The organism is Bacillus sp. FJAT-27225, from assembly GCF_001685025.1.
Lineage (GTDB): Bacteria > Bacillota > Bacilli > Bacillales > Cytobacillaceae > Bacillus_D.
On sequence record NZ_MAYU01000001.1, the window covers coordinates 188,406 to 206,728 of the forward strand.

Below are 18,323 nucleotides of genomic sequence, written 5' to 3' on the forward strand. Positions count from 1 at the left end.
CTAAGTGACTTTGTGCAAAGATTTTGAAGGATAAAGTCATTAATAGAGGCTCTAAGTGACTTTATTAGAAAATTTTTAGTATAAAGCGTTTAACAGAAAAAGTGCGTTGACCCATTTTAGGATTAACGCACTTTTATTTGAAGGAAGGGTCAGCAGGTTGCTCAACTAGCTGGCAACCTCCAATTTAGGTGCTACACTATAGACCTCAGTTAAAACAAATTTTCCTTCACCTTTGTTATTTGCGATTTCATTCATCGCCTCAAGGTCGTTGAAATGCCACCATTCCGAAGCAAGTGGGATGAGGCCTGCCGAAGTACAATAAATCTGCAGCTTTTTCGCCGCATCATTCATCGATTTGGTATACGTCATGTTCTTCCAGGCAGTGGGCGATCTTGATGTTACCGGAGCTGTATAAATTGCAGATGCGCCACTTAGTTCATGTATGGGGGTTGGCATTTCATATTCTGTATACTCCGTAATCTGCGTGACGGTATAGTCTCCAACCGAAACTTCATTTTTTGCATTTACCTTAACTAAACTAACATCAATGGCGTACCCCATTTGGTGATTGGAAACGCCGTTTGTTATGAACCAGCTTATTCCCCATGGCGGCGTATTAATACCTGCCATGACTTCTGCGTCTTTAGTTGCCAAATCGCTCAAACCCTTAACGACTCCTATCTGGACAGAATAGGGCCTGAAAGCTTCATAGATTTTTAGAGAGTCGCCATCTGACAAAGCCTTTTGCTGTGCCAAAAAGATTTTTTTGGACATTGTATAAAGGACCGGCATGATATATTCTTCTTTCCCAAGCCGTTCGTTAAATGCTTTTCCGGAATACAAGGGACGTTTTGATATATTAGGAATATCCTTGCCTGAAGATGCGAATCTAGATGAATAAGTATTGGTATTGTCGTAGATAATGGACGGAATCACATCGGGAAGGTTTATAAAGCAAAATGTATGTGGCAGCCAGCCAGTTACTTCGCCACGCTGGATAAACCACCAATCTCCTTCTTCCCTTAAAATGACAAAACCAGTCCCGGCCTTCATTTGCTCAATGTTTTCTGAATTGTGATTGGCTGATGCCTTTACATATAAATCTACAGAGGTATAACCAGTAGCACCAGCAACAGGCAGTTCCAATTCACCCTTGTATGGGTGGGCTTGTATTTGTACAGCTTCCTCTTGTGGAGGGTCAGGTTTGTTTTCTTCTTCAGTTGTTGCAGCGGGTGTTTCCTTCTTTACCGTTTGTTTCTCATCACCATTTACACATCCACTAACAAGCAAGGTAAACAGTAATAAAAAAGCCAAAATCAGCCTTCTCATTATGAATCTACTCCTCAAAATATTCCTAGCCAAAAATGACATACCTAAAAATATACAATATGAATAGATGGGCTGGGTAGAAGACGTAAAAAGTCCATTTGATTAAATTGGATTTTTTGCCGCGCTCACCATTGTATAATGCCAGCAAAGGAATGACAAGGAAAATCCCAAACCTGAAAATGGAATCGAATCCCATTGAAACAATTCCTGGAATGATATAAAACACCGTACCAATGGTAACATAGCTTAGCATTTGCATCTTGAAGTTACCTCTAAATATTCCAAAGAACAGAACCCAAAGTACCCCAATATAATTCCAGTCCGCTGTCCAGGCTAGCACGCAGCAAAGTCCGATGAGAGCTGCCTTTAAGGCCAGATGCAGGTCCGTTTTTTGGCTAATAGCCAAAGCAACCAGCCCCATTAGCAGCGACCAGATGACACTTGTCGCCTGCCACCATTCAAGCCCGAGATACAATACAAAAGGAAAGTGCGAAATTAATGCAAAAATAAATAATCGCTTTATGTAGTTCTGTAAATTTGATGTGTAATTAAATCCTTCAGCAATCAAGTAGCACATGATAGGGGCAGCGAGTCTTCCAAACGTATGTATAATCGTATCCATTGTTGTACCGGCTGGCACTAGCCATATCGCTGCATGGTCCACAATCATGGCGATTATAGCGATGACTTTAATGGCATTCGCGTTCAACACCTTTGTGTTTATAGCATTTGAACTTAGTGCTCTTGTGTTATTCAATTCCATACCGTACTCCTTTTTCTAAAATAATAATTTTGGACCCTAACAGACTCTATTCCTTTTTAAGAGTGCTTTAAAACATGTTTTTTTAGTTTAGTCGTAAACACCTATTTATATTTGGAATTTTTGTAAGATAGAGCTGAACCTTCGCGAAATTATATTGTCCGTTTTTACAACTGTATCTCCTTGAATAATCTTTTTTTATCCCTTAACCCAATTTATTTCACCCTTAACGAACCATATATCGACAGTATTCCCAATTCGGACACTTTCCCCGTTTATTAACATTACCAATGTGAATAAGATCTAGCTTCAAACTCTTAACTGAACGGGTTATGGAATCTTGGTTTTTGTTAAAATGAAAAAGGAGGGATATTATCGGCGCAAGTTAAGCAAAGGCCCTTTCAGTGAAAAATACACTACAGGAGTTGAGGCAAATGGAAAAGGTAACACCGTTTTTAATGTTTCAAGGAAAAGCGGAAGAAGCAATCACACTCTATACTTCTTTAATAGAGGATTCAGAAATAAAAAGGATAACTCGATATGGTAAGAATGGGGGTGGAGAAGAGGGGAGTGTTATGCAAGCTGTTTTTTCTTTAAAGGGACAGGAATTTATGTGTATCGACAGTAATATCAAACATGCTTTCGACTTTACACCTTCCTTTTCAATCTTCTTAACTTGCGATTCAGAAAGCGAGATAGACGAACTTTATGCGAAATTAAGTGAAGGGGGAGGCGTGCTCATGCCAATTGGGAACTACGGTTTTAGCAAAAAATTCGGCTGGGTGAATGATCAATTCGGGGTCTCTTGGCAATTGAATTTACCATAATGAAAACAGCGGCAATCAATCTGCCGCTGTTTTTCTCTTTATAATGTAATAATAATCGGACCGTCTTTGGTCAGAATTAATGTATGCTCGCATTGTGCGACGAAGCTGTTTTCTGTAACATACGTCCATTCATCATGTTCGTACTGAAACACTTCCTCTTCACGAGTGGAGATGAACGGCTCGAACGCGATAACCATTCCTTCTTTTAGGAGTTCATCATCATATGGTTCATAGAAATTATAAATATGGTTTGGAGCTTCATGAATGCGACGCCCAATTCCATGGCCGGTCAAATTCATAATAACCGTAAATCCATTCTTTTTGGCAGTATTCATAACCGCTTTACCCAGGCCGCTTTTCTTGGAGCCTGGTTTGGCTCGTTTAAGGCCGGCTTCAAATGCTTCAACAGCTGTTTCACATAACTTGGTCAAAAGAGGATCACCATTTCCAACCACAAACGAAATCCCTGTGTCGGCAAAGTATCCATTTTTTGAAGCAGAAACGTCTATGTTCACAAGGTCGCCTTCCTTAATCACACGGCTGCCAGGTATCCCATGAGCGACCTCTTCATTGACGCTTATGCACGTATATCCGGGAAAATTGTATTCTCCCTTCGGAGCAGACAATGCACCATGCTCTTCAAACCGACGGCCAGCAAGCTCATCCAGTTCTTTCGTTGTTATTCCTGGTACCGTTTTTTCAACTAGTTCATTGCGAATGAGTGAAACGATCTTGCCAATCTCCTTCAATCCGCTAAAATCTTCTTCTGTCTTTGCTATCATTTGTATTCCCACCAATGCTTTAAGTTCTCATTGTATTAGAATATCCTTATTTACTCTTAAAATCCATTATCGTGATTTATTCAATTGAACAAATTACATCGACTGCTAGATTTGATTTTGACTTGAAAATTCTCTGGTACCGTTTTACGAAATATGAATTGTCAAAACAAAAGCAAACTTGCCAAAGTGGTGAGTTTGCTTTTTGGAAAGTTAAATTGAGAAGGGGAAGAGAAGAGGACATAGCGCGGCTTTTTGAGAGTGGCGGTGTTTAGTGATCGTTGTTCGTAGATTCTTTTTTCTGTTTATTGTTAAACGCGGAAAAGGTAAGCGGCTGATCTGAGCCAGTCATCAGCTTATAAACATAGCTCGAGGTTAAAGAGTAACCTTCTTCAATTTTTGTCGCCAAATAATTGGTCCTCTCGAAAACAATCGAACGAATATGATTAAGCTGGTGAAAGATTTTGTCGGTCAGGGCCTCTTGTTTATCAATCCGTTCCAACACCTCTGCCTGGAAACCCTCATTGTTTGCCAATCTCCCAGCCATATCCTTTTGAATCTGCATTTGTTCATCCATCTGAACAATTAATTGATTCTGTGATGCTTCTGTCCGCTCCAAGCGATTGGCAAAGTCGTGTTTTGCTTCTTTAATTGTATGGACTTGTTCCACGACAGATTTTATCAGCCGTTCATTCGCCAATAAGGAATTTTGGTTCTGAAGAGATGTGTGATCCAGCTGGTTAACACGTGCCAGGATTGTATGTTCGAATTTCTCACGTTTTTGTCCTTGTATTTCCAGATTGCCAATTTTCTCTTTAACATCATTCCATTGCGCTGTCTGGCTTTCCTGAAGCTGATCATAACGCGGTTTTATCTCGGAAATCGATTCAAGCAACTGTTTGTTTGTTTTTTGCTGCTCTTCAATCAGCTCGCTTAATCGGCTTGACCGGGCTTCTTCCTGATTATTCGCGGGCAAATCGCGATTAGTTTTAAAGAGGTTACGAATATGTTTGTTGACGAATAGCCCCATGCTTGGCACCTCCTCCTTTTTAAGCGTGGTTTACTATCCTATGCCCGCACTACTGAACAGGTAACTTTTTGTTAGAATTCTGGGCTAGAAAGCCAGGTCAAAGTGAAAGTAGTGAATCCTCCCACTGGAAAATCAGGAAATTTTATTTAAAGTAGGCACACAATAGATTTCACTGGTATACTAGTATACTGTGCGAAGTATGATTTAGAGCATAAAAGGGAAAAGTAGGGAAAAAAGTTCTTTTTAGTAAAAAGTCATTCTTCAAAGAATCTATATAATGAGGAGTACAGTGATGGAAGCAATTCAACAGGCTAAAACAGAAAAAGAGAATAAGAACAATGTCATGAATAAAGTTCTTGATACGATTAGCGGGGCATTCGCTCCAATTTTAGGATTGCTTGCTGGTTCCGGTTTGATTACGGCGATGTTATCGATTTTTAAAACGTTAGGATGGATCTCTACTGAAAGCGGTACATACGCAATCTTGGCAGCAGCCGGCCATGCAGTATTTTATTTTTTCCCAGTATTCTTGGGTATTACAATGGCAAACAAACTGGGAGCGAACGGATTTGTTGGCGGAGCAATTGGCGGTGCATTGCTTGAGCCGAATTATACGAAATTAGTCGAATCCGGCGCACAGGACGTTTCTTTCCTGGGAATCCCAGTATTTCTGGCAAGTTATTCTTCAACTGTATTTCCAATCCTGATTGCCGTATCCATATATGCGGTTTTGGACAAATTTTTGAAAAAGGTCATTCATAAAGAGCTTCAAATGTTTATTAACCCACTCATTTCACTTATCGTTATTGTGCCTTTAACAGTCCTGATCTTCGGTCCTTTTGGCACATATGTGGGTGAGGGACTAGCAGTTGCTATTAAATTCTTGATTTCGACCAGTTCTATATTAACTGGAGCTGTCATGGGAGCCGCTTGGTCATTTTTAACTATCGTCGGCCTTCATTGGGCAGTTATCCCAATTTTTATTGCGAACCTTGCCAAGTGGGGGGGAGACCCACTTATAGCGATGATTGCGGCAGCTCCATTTGCGCAAATGGGGATGGCAATAGGCGTATTTTTTAAAACAAAGGATAAGGATTTGAAAACACTCGCTGGTTCGGGTCTTCTGCCAAGCGCTATGGCCGGTACAACAGAAATTATCACGTACGGCCTGCTAATCCGCTATAAACGAACAATGGCGATTGTTGCCATCGCCGGGGCGATTGGCGGTGCCATTATTGGGGCTCTCGGGGTTGAGGGTACCGGATTTGCACTTCCAAGCTTTCTATCCATTCCGGTCTTTACTCCAATTGGATCCTTTTTAATTGGTGTATTGGGCGCATTAGCAATCGCAGCTATTCTCACTATTGTGTTCGGATATGAAGGGAAAAATGATGCAGTTGCCAAAAAAGCAGTCAAAGAATTTGGCCTTCATACTGTTAGAAATGAAACCATTTCGAGTCCGTTGAATGGGGAAATTCTCCCGTTGAGTACAATTAATGATCCTCTATTTTCAACAGAAACTGTAGGGAAGGGGATCGCGATCGAACCTTCTGAAGGAAGAGTCATTTCTCCAGTCGATGGTACAGTAACCACTTTATTCGCATCCGGACATGCAATTGGGGTTACTTCAGATGATGGAGCGGAAATCCTAATTTACGTTGGTATAGATACAATCAAGCTAACAGGCAAATTCTTCACTCCACATGTAAAGCAATGGGATCGAGTGAAAAAGGGAGATTTGCTGATAGAGTTTGACATTGAAAACATTAAAGGCCATGGCTATGATGTTAAAACCCCTGTAGTCATCACCAATACAAATCAGTATCTTGATGTCGTTCCTGTAAAATCAGGTAAAGTAGAAACGAAAGATGAACTATTAAAACTAAGCGTGTAAGAACTGCAGCCCAATTCTGATGAAATGGGCTGTTTTTCATATTGTTCAAAAATGGGTTCGGATTGAGTTTGCCTGATTGTTTCTCCAAAAGTATTAAAATAAAATCTTTCTAAATCATATTATTTGATTTCTACTGGCTTAAAAATTAAACTAAAAATAGGTTGTTTAGAATCATTCTAGATAACGGTATTTTCTAAACAGTCTGACCCTTTTCGTTGTATGTTTTTACTAATTTTAGGTATGATGGTAGGGGTTACCATTATTATTGAAGGAGGTTTTCATTTTGGCAAGGAACAAAGACAGGAATATTCCGCACGAAAACGATGTAAAGCGCGAGAAATTGACAACTCGCCAGGGCCATCCAGTTCCGGATAACCAAAACATCCGAACCGTTGGCAATCGTGGGCCAGCAACACTTGAGAACTATCATTTCATCGAGAAAATTTCCCATTTTGATAGGGAAGAGGTGCCAGAGAGGGTTGTTCACGCCCGTGGTACAGGAGCATTCGGTTATTTCGAAACATATGGCAAGGTTGGCGATGAGCCGGTAGAAAAGTATACCCGTGCGAAAGTTTTCCAGGGAGCTGGTAAGAGAACTCCGCTTATGGTCCGTTTCTCTACTGTTGCAGGTGCCAAAGATTCACCAGAAACTGCACGCGATCCACGCGGCTTCGCTGTTAAAATGTATACAGAAGAAGGAAACTGGGATTTGGTAGGTAACAACCTGAAAATCTTCTTCATCCGTGATGCAATGAAATTTCCTGATATGATTCATGCGTTTAAAAATGATCCTGCCTCCAATGTACCTCATCCACAGCGCATGTTCGATTTCGTTTCACGTTCACCTGAAGCTACTCATATGATCACCTTCTTGTTCTCACCTTGGGGAATTCCAGCTACATATCGACATATGCAAGGTTCTGGTGTCAACACATATAAATGGGTAAACGACAAAGGCGAGGCTGTCCTGGTAAAATACCATTGGGAGCCGAAGCAGGGGATCCGCAACCTGACTCAGGAAGAGGCGGATGAAATTCAGGGTAAAAACGTAGGCCATGCCACACAGGATCTTTACGAAGCAATCGAGCGGGGAGATTATCCAGAGTGGGAACTCTTTGTCCAAATCATGTCTGATGATTACCATCCTGAACTTGATTTTGATCCGCTAGATGATACTAAGCTTTGGCCGGAAGACAAGTTCCCGTGGCTCCCAGTTGGCCGTATGGTACTTGACCGCAATCCGGTTGACTTCCATGCTGAAATTGAACAGGCTGCCTTTGGTACTGGCGTTCTTGTCGATGGAATGGACTTCTCCGACGACAAAATGCTTCAAGGCCGTACGTTCTCCTACTCTGATACTCAGCGTTATCGTGTTGGCGCGAACTATCTGAAGCTGCCTGTCAATGCACCAAAAGCACCTGTGCGCACGAACCAGCAAAGAGGACAGATGGATTTCCGCGATCCGAAAGAATCTGGTGAAAATCCGCATATCAACTACGAGCCATCGATGCTTGGCGGATATGAGGAAACTGGTTTTGAAGAGCGTCCGCAGCACCGTCCTTCCTACAATGCGGCAGTTATGAGCGAGCCAATTGATCGTCCTAATGACTACGGACAGGCTGGCGAAACCTACCGTTCCTTCGAGGATTGGGAGCGCGATGAATTGATTAAGAACCTTTCCAATGCACTTGCTGTTTGTGACAAGCGGATCCAGGAAGCAATGGTTTACCACTTCACCCAGGCGGATGAAGACTATGGCCGCCGCGTCCAGGAAGGCATTGAGAAGAAAATGAAGGAATTTGCGGAAATGAACAACGAATCTTCTGTTCCGGGCCGTGAGTCAGGAAAAACAAAGTATGGCCAAGGTTCAGCTGCTGCAAATAAAGCGGTTGAAGATGCTGTGAAGAAAAGCCATGAGGCTGATCCTTATTAATATGTAATGATGAGCTGCCAAGAAAGTCAGTGTAACCTGACCGACTGGCAGCTTTTTTTTATGAAAACCTGAGGTAGATAAAGGAATTTGTTTCCACAAAGTTGAATTTAACAAGGTACAGCGTTTATTAACAGAGGAAAGGATGTGGACACGACTAAAACTAATTATTAGCGGAGAGAAAAAACAAGCTGCTATCCACGAAATCGAAAATAAGTCGAACAAAATTGTTAAGTAGTTTGATCTCGATTTGGTATTCCTTTTTCCGAATAGGAAGTAATGATGAAGTAAGTAAAGGACGTGAGTGGTTGTTCGTAGTTGGAAGCATTGCAGCAATTATTTTCACTATTTTCATTTTTAAAAAGTTTGATATTAAAAATCCTTTTTCGAAATCACTTTGTCTGGCTATTGCTCTATCCATTCTGGCCCTTGTATGTCTTGCCCAGAACTATACACAATCGCTAATCCCTGAAGCCAATGATGGAATCTCAATTTCAAATTCATTTGCTTATGCAATTATTGGCGAAAATCAATGGTCTCAATCAATGTTTAAACACTATTTTGAGGGTTCTGCTTACCTGACATTATTTTTAATGGTTTTATTCCCGATTGTTCTAGCCCTTGAGACAAGGATGACAAAAAAAACTACTTAAAAAGGAGTGTAAGTATGATTAGCAGAGTAGGGCAAATCATGTTGTATGTTAATAATCAAGATGAATCGGTCCAATTTTGGACAGATGTCGTGGGCTTTTTTGTCATTGCTGAAGAGAATAACGGCGGGATGCGATGGATTGAAATCGCTCCAGCAGAGGATGCGCAAACAACCATCGTTCTCCATGACAAAGAATTCATTGCAAAAATGGAACCCGACATGAATCTTGGGACACCGTCATTAATGTTCTTTACGAAGGACCTCGACGAGCTGCGTAAAAGATTAGTAGACCATCATGTTACTGTTGGGCAAGTAGTTACAATGCCGTCTGGAAGATTGTTTAACTTTGCAGATCGCGAAGAAAATTATTTCGCGGTTATGGAAAAGAATCTCTAGGAGAGTGTATTAAACCATATCCTTGCCTTTCCCAGGCAAGTGGGGGCACCCCCTTGGAAAATATACTTCCGCATTTTAAGAGCTGTTACTTAAAATGGTAGCAGCTCTTACCTATGAATTGATCTAAAACTGTTGACACTTCTATTTTGATTTCGGGGGGATTGAGGCGGATGTTCTGGACAATCGTCTGGATCTTATTTATTGTTTTTGTTCTTTACAGCCTAGCAACAATACAATATCAATTAAACTTGATTATGAAACATCTAAATGTAAAAGAATCTAAAGCTGAAAAAGTCAGCAATGAAGAGATTGAAAAAGAATTGGAAGAATATCAAAAGCGTCTATAATCAACCTAAAGTCATTTAATAGCAGTTTCCTATATGGCTGTTTTCACAAACTTTGTTGCTATTAGAAAAGACATAGGACTGGTATCCAGTTGATTGGAGCGGAAGGTGCGAGACTCCTGCGGGACAAGCGGGACAGGTGAGACCCCACAGTCGCTTTAGCGACGAGGAGGCTCACCGCACGCCCCGCGGAAAGCGAGCATCCTGTAGCGGAAATCAACCATTCCAAAAAACAACTTTCTTTTAGAAAACAGCCTTTTATATAAAATACTAAAGGGGCAGAAAAAGTGGAGAAAAAGTTAAACAAAATTACCACAAACCTCTGGTTTAACACTGAAGCTGAAGAGGCGGCAAGGCATTATACCTCTATATTCCCTAATTCCAGCATAGGCAAAGTTATACGATATGGAAAAGAACGGCACGAAATAGAACCGCTTACCGAAGGTGATATTATGACTGTTCACTTTATCCTAGATGGACATGAATTTGTTGCGTTAAATGGAGGACCCCAATTCAAGTTTACTGAAGCCATTTCTTTTATCGTGAATTGTGATTCTCAAGATGAGATTGATTTTTACTGGGAAAAGCTCTCAGAAGGCGGAGATGAGAAGGCTCAGGTGTGTGGCTGGCTTAAGGATAAATATGGAGTTTCTTGGCAAATCGTTCCTTCTAGCCTGAACGAAATGTTAACAGATCCGGTTAAGTCAGAAAAAGTGATGAAGGCATTGCTTCAAATGAAAAAGATTGATATGAACGTTTTGAAGGAAGTATTTGAGGATTAAAGAGAAGGTGTGCTTGAGAGATGCACACCTTTTTTAATGCAAGTATGGAAATAGTGAGGTGCTGGAACAGGAAGGGGAAAATGTCCTTGACTAGATCACACAGTTCAAAGACAAAAGGGCAGTGCGAAAATGTGAACTTGTCCTTGAGCCAGAATTTCAAGGACAAAACCTCATGGCAAATATGTGAATTTGTCCTTAGTCACGCCGCTGCAGTCCCAATTGCTATAAGATCATGTTTTGCTATCATAATGGACGTACCATTATTTTTAAAAAATCTTGTACAAACCTCGTGTAATCGAGCTTTATGGCTATTTTTGTTTTACCGCCTTGGCTTGTCGGCCTTATATCAATATAGGATAAGCCATGTGCTTCTCCTGCGTCATCAATTACCTTTACATCGGAACTAATATATTCACATAATGAAGGGTCATTAACAATCATAACAGTCAGCAGGTCATGTACAGGAGCGCCGCGGCCACTTGGAATATTCTTTTTATATGCTTCCCGATAATATTCGTAGATTGGTTGAACTAAAAATGTAAATGGAGATTTTGAGTTTTGTAAAATGTATTGCACCATCTCCCTTGTAATGAAAGCAGTCTGCGTCACATTGAGGGGAGTTATGGTCAGATTATGAGCACTCCTCACTACATAATTGCTCGATGTTGGGTCACCAAAAAAGTTTGCTTTTACCAGCGGGGTAACATTGCCTGGCACAAAGAAAGCTCCACCCATTACATAAAAAGCCCCTACCTTCTTAATATCTTCATCAAACAATGTAAAAGCAGTGGCCAAAGCGGTGGATCTCCCCGTGTCGACGATGTTCAAGTCCCCTTGATATCGATTGATGATTTGCCTTACAGTATCGAAGTGATGAGTTTGAAAGGCCAGTCCGAATGGCGGCAAGATTGGGCCGAGTCCTTCACTTCCATGAATCTCTGGATAATATACGTCTTGATCCGGTTCAACTGAAGTAGCAGCCCCTGAGATAACAGGGATATGTGTTTGATTGGCAATCTGAAGCAAATAATAGGCATTCGCCGTTGCTTTTTGTTTCGTCACATTTCCATAGCTTGTTACAATTCCGACCAGTTCCAGATTTGGATTCAGAAGGATATAAATGATGGCAATTGAATCATCAATTCCAGGGTCACAAAATAATAATATTTTTTTCTTCATCGGAACCTCCAAGTTTAACCACCCATCTATTAATCTTTATTTTAACCTTAGGCTTGGTATGCACTTTGCTTAAAAGCAGAGGCTCAATATAAGAATGAACTTCCTGGTTTTTTCCAAAAAGAGGGCCAAATCCCGAAAGTCCTGAAGAGATACTTGTCCTTGTATCCCGACCATAAATACACCGGCCTTAATGATCCGGATCTGAGCACACAGCGAGGGAAGAAAACAATGAAATCAGAATCTCACAGGTGCACACGTTGGAGTAGCAGTGACAAATTTCAGGTTCTTTAGGATAATGGGTATGTATTTGTTGCGAAAACAATAAAGGTAAAACTCATAAAGAAGGACGTGCTATAAGATGAATCTTGAAATGGTTATGCAGGAACTTGAAGCCCTTGGCAAGGAACGAACGAAAAAAATATACATATCCAATGGTGCACAAGAGCCGCTTTTTGGCGTAGCAACAGGTGCTATGAAACCAATCGCAAAGAAGATAAAAATAAATCAACCTTTAGCTGAGGAGCTTTATGCCACAGGGAACTATGATGCAATGTACTTTGCTGGCATCATTGCGGATCCAAACGCCATGACTGAGCAGGATTATGACCGTTGGATGGATGGGGCGTACTTTTATATGCTGTCCGATTATGTTGTGGCTGTAACATTATCAGAGTCAGATATTGCTCAGAAAGTAGCCGATAAATGGATCGGAAGTGGTGAGGAGCTAAGAATGTCAGCAGGCTGGAGCTGCTACTGCTGGCTCCTTGGGAATCGGCCGGACGTTGAATTTTCGGAAGAGAGGATTTCCTCTATGCTTGATCAGGTCAAAGAGACGATACACGAATCGCCGGAACGAACAAAATCAGCGATGAATAACTTTATTTACACTGTAGGGATATCCTATTTGCCGCTACATGAAAAGGCGGTCGAGACAGCGTTAGCGATAGGTATAGTAGAAGTCAAACGCGGCAAGAAAAAAAGCAGTTTCCTAAATGCCTATGAAAGTATTCAAAAAGAAGTCGATAAAGGCAGGGTAGGTTTTAAACGAAAGTATGTAAGATGTTAAAATTAGTTTTTTGTTAACAAAAATCATAAAACCAATGGGTTGGATGACAATGGTCAGGCAACTTATAGTATCCATATTGCTAGGTTCACAAGAAAGGTCTTTTGCTTTTTACTTACCTGATTAGCCTGAATAAGTTAAAATGTACTATTCGGGGATTTCTTTAGATTAGGTGATGAAAATGAAATGGAATGAAAAAGTAAAAGACGATAATTATAAGGTGTTTGCTTTGCTGAGCAACTATTTGAATCATGTACCTGACTTTGTGAGAAAGGTAGAGGTCGAAGAGATTGTTCAAGGCGGGCTGACCTATGAATACGCGTTTGCTGTCATACTCGCAGCTGGATTTGGCCTTGATATTATCGATAACAATGACGATAAGGATTTATTTAACGCTTATTTCAGGGAAATGTTTCATAGACTGGACACTCATGATTTTTACACGAATCCGTATTATAAAAATATTCAAATCCCAACAATTAAACTCGGTACGAGTGAGCTTAAATATGACAAATTTAAAGCCTTTGAAGGATTTGTATGCGATGATATAGTCTTAACAAAAGAAGGAAGACAGATTCCGCAAATAGGGTTTTTTGATACGGATTTCGAGTTTCCAGCCGTTTTGGAAAATGGCCGGATTTGGATGACGGTGACCCCAAATGAAATCGAGACGATGAAAGAGCCAATCGATGAGGCTTCCGGGCATGTGCTAACCTATGGTCTCGGCCTTGGCTATTTTACCTACATGGTTTCAGAAAAAGAACAGGTAGAAAGTGTAACAGTAGTTGAAATGAACGAAGATGTTATTCAACTGTTTACGACCTATATTCTGCCGCAATTTAAACATGCTAACAAAGTGAAGATTATTAAATCCGAAGCATTTGACTATGCCGAGAAACAAATGCCTGCTGTTAATTATGACTTTGTGTTTACGGATTTATGGCACGATGTTTCAGACGGACTCGACATGTACATCAAGATGAAAAAGTACGAGGCTGCCTGTCGAAACTCCAAATTCAGCTATTGGATTGAAAAGTCCATTTTGTGCTATCTAGAATAAATGGGAAAGATTTTCGTGAGTTCTCAAAAATAGCGACTTTACTACTTAAAAGCAAAAAACTATCCTTCAATAAAAATTGAGGATAGTTTTTTACGTTTAAATAAACATATTGACAAAAATCGCAGTAATAAAGCTTGCCATCGTACCAGCGATAATCGCTTTAAAACTCATGGATGCAATAATTTTCTTCTTTGATGGTGCCAAGGAACCAAGGCCTACAATTAATTGGCCAATTGAAGACAGATTTGCAAAGTTACAAAGTGCAACAGACAAAATCGCAACGGTCTGCGGCTTTAGTTCCTCTTGTAATTTTAGTACTTCCTGGAATGCAATCAGCTCATTGGCTGCAAGCTTCGTTCCGATAATGGATGCTGCACGGAAAGCATCTTCTAAAGGCACCCCGACAAGTAAAGCGAAAGGGAAGAAAATATAACCGAATATGGTAGCTAAATCTGTTCCGATTATGCCCAATATGCCGTCTGTAAGTGCCAAAATACTAATAAATGCTATAAGCAAGCCACCAATATTAGCGGCAAGCTTCACTCCGCTTACAGCTCCTTCAGAAATGGCTTCAAAAATATTAGAGTGTCCTGCCTTTTCCATTTGGATATCTTCATTCGTTATGGACACTTCTGTTTCAGGCTCCATAATTTTGGACATTACAATTGCGACAAATGGGACGGAGAAAACAGAAATCAGCAAATACTTAATATCAATCCCCATTTGTGCATATGACAAAAGGATTGCACCACTTGCGGAAGCGGTGCCCCCAACCATAACAGTAAACAGTTCAGAACGTGTTAGTTTTGCCAGATAAGGCTTGATCAGCAATGGGGATTCTACTACGCCGAGCATCGTATTGGCAACTGTGTTAAACGATTCAACACGGGTGGTACTAAACACTTTTCCAACGAACCAGCCGAGTCCTCTGACAACCAGTGGGATGATCCGAAGATAATACAGCGCTGAGACCAAGGCAGAGATAAAGATGATGACAGATAGAACTTGAATTGCGAAAACAAATCCTACATTCGTACCTTCCGCAAAAAAACCGCCAAATAAGAAATCGATGCCTGCCTGGCTATAATTCAGAACATGTTGTACGCCCTGAGCAGCACTTGTAAGAATCCATCGGCCAAGGGGAACATTGAGCATAAAGTAAACAAAAACTCCTTCTAACGCCACTGCAATTAGAATCGTACGCCATTTGATAGCCTTTTTATGTTTACTTAAAAGCCAAGCTAAAAACAATAACCCGACTAGGGAAAGAAAACCAAATAAAAACTTCATGATGAACCTCCTTGTACTAGCTTCATAGGCAGCCCTTATTGAAGTAAGATGTCTGACTTCTTATATGGAAAATAAAAAAGGTGCATACTCTTCAATCTATAAAGAAAGAAGAGAATGCACCAGGGTATCACCTGTAACAAATGCTCAAGCTTTCCTTATAGTCCGGCACTTTACGGCTGCCGGGTAGAGACTTATGGACCATATTTCCATATATATATAAGGATTGTATGAAGTTGATTTTTGAATTCTACCAGACGTTTTGCCAATAAACAATAGCTTTATAAAAAGTAATAAAATAGTGAATTTTCTAATCGTCACTATTGTTAAATGGCAGACCCTTTACAAGGGCAAGGAGGCACACTGCTGCTTCATTGAATCTCAAATCTCCCTTTGAGGCCTTCTATTGTATTGTTAAGATTTTAAGGCCAGGAATAGAAGGCCGGCTGTAACTAAATGAAGAACCAGCCCTATAAAAGTAAAAAAAAGGACCATGGCTTGCTCTGTAAAAATAGTCATTGGCAAACCGCATAGGGCAGGATTAAGTCCTACCGCACCAAGCATGACTCCCATGATTCCGCCAACTCCTCCATTAAAAACACCCGCAATAACAGTTTGTGTGTTTACCATCAAACCGAAAAGGATTCCGATTCCTACAGAGCAAATAAGAACAATTCCTTGAATCACGATATTTTCCGGGTTTAATAGATAAATACTCACACCAAGTGAGAGAGAGGTTATGGCACTCGCTATAGAGGTGAGTGTGTATCCAAAGCGGTCACTGAACAAATATCTTCTTTTGAAAAAAATCCGAAAGATGGCGGAACCAATAAAAAAATTAAGTATTGTTGCGGAAATCAGAACAGGTTGCACAGGAGACCTCCGAATAATTGTTTTTTATGAACTGTTGACAGATAGGATTAGCAGGACAAAGCTGCCTATTAGAAAAATTTGTATGAACAGGATGAATAACGGTCCTTCAGCTGCAGCTGTTCCTACCATGGGAGCCATTACTCCCATCATTAGTCCATTAAAAAAACCAGAGAGGACAGTCTGATAATCAAAAAGCGCACCGAACAATGTCCCAGCAGCCATCCCCACAAGAATCGCCATGATTGTTACTTCTTTATAGTGAAGAGGGAATAAATTAATCATAATTATTCCAGCCCCAAGTGCCATTCCTCCACCCGTAACCATCGAAATATTCATCCCCAAATGAAAACCAATTAATTTCCTTTTTGGATAGATAAAGATAAAACATGCAACCGCCGCCACAATTTGGACTGGCAGCAGCCAGGGTATCCATAGTGCCATTAAAATCACTCCCCATGACAGCCTATGCTTTCTTGAGGAATGGGTGATTCCCCTTATCGTACAAACTTTGATTCGCTCATTTGTGAGCTGCAGCATAAGATGAAGGGATTGGAGTTCTTTTAGGGAGATGGATACACGTGAAAACTGGCAAGCGTCATACTGAATACGTTCAGTCACTTCTTGAAAAAACCAAAAACGAAGTAAAGAAACGCCATCCAATCCATGAGGCAGGCGACCAGTTTACATCGCCTCCGAGTGCTACATCTCTTGAGGAAAACAGGATTCTTATGGACTATATTGAACAGGTAAACCTGCGTAAATTGGCAGAAGCACGGCCTGAACAGAAAAAACCATTATTTTTAAAGAAATTTTTTAAAATGAAACGGAACCAGCAGGTTGATGTTTACGTGCTTGATGGGGAGGCTGCGTCAAAAAAGGCGGGAAAGGTGATCGCTATAGGGCGGGATTTTGTTGTTCTGAGCACTTTGACAAACAGGCTATGGATTCCGTATCACTCCATCGAAGCCGCAAAAATTCCGGAAGGCGTCCCAAACTATTCCGACTCGCATCAATATTTTATATACGACAACAATTTGCGGAAAAAGTTACTTGAAAACTTCGGTGAGACAATTTCCTCTAGGGAAGCGCTCAAACAGCAATTCTTTGAAGAAACATTACGTACGAACCTTTTGTCCTGGAAGGGATCAATGGTGAATGTACACTTGAAAGAAGGCGGGAATTCGGTTGGAAGACTAGAGTCGGCAACAACTCATCTTGTGGTATTAAAGGTTTTTTTCAAGCAACTTCACGTGACTCAGGATCAAATTCTTTATATTTCTTCAATCCGGTTATTCCGTGGATTGTTATTACAATTCAAAAAATTCCTAAACAGCTGTTATTTATGGGGACCAAAAAATCAAAAAAGGAATAATTTGTAATACTGGTGAAAAGAAAGGGTGATCGGTATGTCTAGAAGGAGAAGAAAGAAGGCCCAGAAAAAGCACTTGTTAAATCAATTAAAAAAACATTTGGAAGATCTAATTGGCCCATTCGAAAACGGGATGGACGAAAGCTTTGAGGATGAAGAAACAGAATATGATCGATTCAGGGGGTTGATTGGAGAACAAATTTTGATTGTTACCGAATCCCAACAGCTTAACCTGCTCGGGCAAACCTTCCGGCCGATTTTTTGCGGAAAAGTAGTAGAGGTTGATCAGGGTTATCTCACTTTATACCCGGCGACTATTAAATTACTAAATGCACCTTTTCACAGATGTCCTCTTCCTTTGATGATTCCCTTTGAAAAAATAGCTCACTTCACACCCGAATTCGATTGTAATATGCGTTTTCCGCTTGTTTAATACAAAATCCAATTGAGTAAAGGGGAGGCTGGACTATGAAACGAATGGTAGGCAGAATTGACCACAATGTAACTCATGATGCAGCGCTTACTGCTGTATTTGAACGGTCTATCGACAGAAGGGTATTTATACTTACTCCTTCTTATCCTTTTATGTTCATCGGAGAAATTAAAGATGTAGTGGAGGATACAGTCGAAGTCTTTGTCGAGACGACCCATTTTGCGCAGCTGGAAAACCGGTCCTGGTTTATTCATATCCATAATATCGAAGTATTCTATATCGAGTATCCCGGAGAAATTGAGATACCGAAACTAAATGATATGAGCTGAATGGAGA

The 18,323-nt window shown here is 40.6% G+C and carries 20 protein-coding genes and 1 riboswitch; of the genes, 12 read left to right on the plus strand and 8 right to left on the minus strand.

The genetic code is table 11. From position 1 onward, the window contains the following. Nucleotides 1-165: 165 nt before the first annotated feature. Nucleotides 166-1,329, minus strand: a complete 1,164-nt coding sequence (locus A8F94_RS01015) for a M15 family metallopeptidase (protein WP_139069997.1) — start codon at nt 1,327-1,329, stop codon at nt 166-168. 25 nt (nt 1,330-1,354) lie between these two features. Then, entirely contained in the window at nt 1,355-2,092 is a 738-nt protein-coding gene (locus A8F94_RS01020; protein WP_066194207.1) for a TraX family protein, read from the minus strand. 431 nt (nt 2,093-2,523) lie between these two features. On the opposite strand from A8F94_RS01020, the gene A8F94_RS01025 reads away from it, so the two are divergent. Beyond that, nucleotides 2,524-2,916 carry a VOC family protein gene (locus A8F94_RS01025; RefSeq protein WP_066194210.1) on the plus strand — a complete coding sequence of 131 codons (393 nt, stop codon included), beginning with the start codon at nt 2,524-2,526 and terminating at the stop codon, nt 2,914-2,916. Nucleotides 2,917-2,954: 38 nt separating this feature from the next. Here A8F94_RS01025 and map read toward each other — a convergent pair whose 3' ends face one another. Together map and A8F94_RS01035 are read right to left on the minus strand one after the other, a co-directional pair. Continuing rightward, entirely contained in the window at nt 2,955-3,698 is a 744-nt protein-coding gene (gene map, locus A8F94_RS01030) for a type I methionyl aminopeptidase (protein ID WP_066194213.1), read from the minus strand. A gap of 268 nt (nt 3,699-3,966) precedes the next feature. After that, a complete protein-coding gene (locus A8F94_RS01035; RefSeq protein WP_066194215.1) occupies nt 3,967-4,725 on the minus strand; it encodes a hypothetical protein in 759 nt (252 codons plus the stop codon). Nucleotides 4,726-5,017: 292 nt separating this feature from the next. Here A8F94_RS01035 and A8F94_RS01040 point away from each other — a divergent pair, with 292 nt between their 5' ends. From A8F94_RS01040 to A8F94_RS01060, 6 genes are all read left to right on the plus strand, one after another. Beyond that, the gene (locus tag A8F94_RS01040) at nt 5,018-6,619 is read left to right on the plus strand and encodes a glucose PTS transporter subunit IIA (RefSeq protein ID WP_066194221.1); all 1,602 of its coding nucleotides are present in this window, start codon (nt 5,018-5,020) and stop codon (nt 6,617-6,619) included. Between the two features lie 283 nt (nt 6,620-6,902). Continuing rightward, nucleotides 6,903-8,552: a catalase gene (locus A8F94_RS01045; RefSeq protein WP_066194224.1), complete on the plus strand. Its 1,650-nt coding sequence runs from the start codon at nt 6,903-6,905 to the stop codon at nt 8,550-8,552. Between the two features lie 305 nt (nt 8,553-8,857). Continuing rightward, entirely contained in the window at nt 8,858-9,202 is a 345-nt protein-coding gene (locus A8F94_RS01050) for a hypothetical protein (protein WP_254660758.1), read from the plus strand. A 14-nt stretch (nt 9,203-9,216) separates the two neighbouring features. Beyond that, nucleotides 9,217-9,597, plus strand: a complete 381-nt coding sequence (locus A8F94_RS01055; protein WP_066194225.1) for a VOC family protein — start codon at nt 9,217-9,219, stop codon at nt 9,595-9,597. A 161-nt stretch (nt 9,598-9,758) separates the two neighbouring features. After that, nucleotides 9,759-9,944, plus strand: coding sequence for a hypothetical protein (locus tag A8F94_RS25285; protein ID WP_139069998.1), 186 nt, complete (start codon nt 9,759-9,761; stop codon nt 9,942-9,944). 284 nt (nt 9,945-10,228) lie between these two features. Further along, nucleotides 10,229-10,723 carry a VOC family protein gene (locus tag A8F94_RS01060; RefSeq protein WP_066194228.1) on the plus strand — a complete coding sequence of 165 codons (495 nt, stop codon included), beginning with the start codon at nt 10,229-10,231 and terminating at the stop codon, nt 10,721-10,723. A 243-nt stretch (nt 10,724-10,966) separates the two neighbouring features. Here A8F94_RS01060 and A8F94_RS01065 read toward each other — a convergent pair whose 3' ends face one another. Further along, the gene (locus A8F94_RS01065) at nt 10,967-11,902 is read right to left on the minus strand and encodes a nucleoside hydrolase (RefSeq protein ID WP_066194231.1); all 936 of its coding nucleotides are present in this window, start codon (nt 11,900-11,902) and stop codon (nt 10,967-10,969) included. 358 nt (nt 11,903-12,260) lie between these two features. On the opposite strand from A8F94_RS01065, the gene A8F94_RS01070 reads away from it, so the two are divergent. After that, nucleotides 12,261-12,968, plus strand: a complete 708-nt coding sequence (locus A8F94_RS01070; RefSeq protein WP_066194233.1) for a DNA alkylation repair protein — start codon at nt 12,261-12,263, stop codon at nt 12,966-12,968. Between the two features lie 178 nt (nt 12,969-13,146). Next, entirely contained in the window at nt 13,147-14,025 is an 879-nt protein-coding gene (locus A8F94_RS01075) for a hypothetical protein (RefSeq protein ID WP_066194236.1), read from the plus strand. A 96-nt stretch (nt 14,026-14,121) separates the two neighbouring features. On the opposite strand, the gene A8F94_RS01080 is transcribed toward A8F94_RS01075, so the two are convergent. The 3 genes from A8F94_RS01080 to A8F94_RS01090 form a co-directional block, all read right to left on the minus strand. Beyond that, nucleotides 14,122-15,315, minus strand: coding sequence for a NupC/NupG family nucleoside CNT transporter (locus tag A8F94_RS01080; RefSeq protein ID WP_066194241.1), 1,194 nt, complete (start codon nt 15,313-15,315; stop codon nt 14,122-14,124). Nucleotides 15,316-15,453: 138 nt separating this feature from the next. Next, nucleotides 15,454-15,555, minus strand: a riboswitch (purine riboswitch). Nucleotides 15,556-15,726: 171 nt separating this feature from the next. Further along, nucleotides 15,727-16,185 (minus strand): hypothetical protein, encoded by a 459-nt coding sequence (locus A8F94_RS01085; protein ID WP_066194243.1) that lies wholly within the window; start codon nt 16,183-16,185, stop codon nt 15,727-15,729. A 24-nt stretch (nt 16,186-16,209) separates the two neighbouring features. Next, nucleotides 16,210-16,626, minus strand: a complete 417-nt coding sequence (locus A8F94_RS01090; RefSeq protein WP_066194246.1) for a hypothetical protein — start codon at nt 16,624-16,626, stop codon at nt 16,210-16,212. A 137-nt stretch (nt 16,627-16,763) separates the two neighbouring features. Between A8F94_RS01090 and A8F94_RS01095 the strand changes: the two genes are divergently transcribed. The 3 genes from A8F94_RS01095 to A8F94_RS01105 are packed head-to-tail and all read left to right on the plus strand — an operon-like array spanning nt 16,764 to nt 18,316. Further along, nucleotides 16,764-17,564, plus strand: a complete 801-nt coding sequence (locus A8F94_RS01095; protein WP_066194248.1) for a hypothetical protein — start codon at nt 16,764-16,766, stop codon at nt 17,562-17,564. Nucleotides 17,565-17,591: 27 nt separating this feature from the next. After that, nucleotides 17,592-17,987, plus strand: coding sequence for a hypothetical protein (locus A8F94_RS01100; RefSeq protein WP_254660759.1), 396 nt, complete (start codon nt 17,592-17,594; stop codon nt 17,985-17,987). A 35-nt stretch (nt 17,988-18,022) separates the two neighbouring features. Next, on the plus strand, nt 18,023-18,316 hold the full coding sequence (locus A8F94_RS01105) for a hypothetical protein (RefSeq protein ID WP_066194250.1): 294 nt from the start codon (nt 18,023-18,025) through the stop codon (nt 18,314-18,316). Nucleotides 18,317-18,323: the final 7 nt, after the last annotated feature.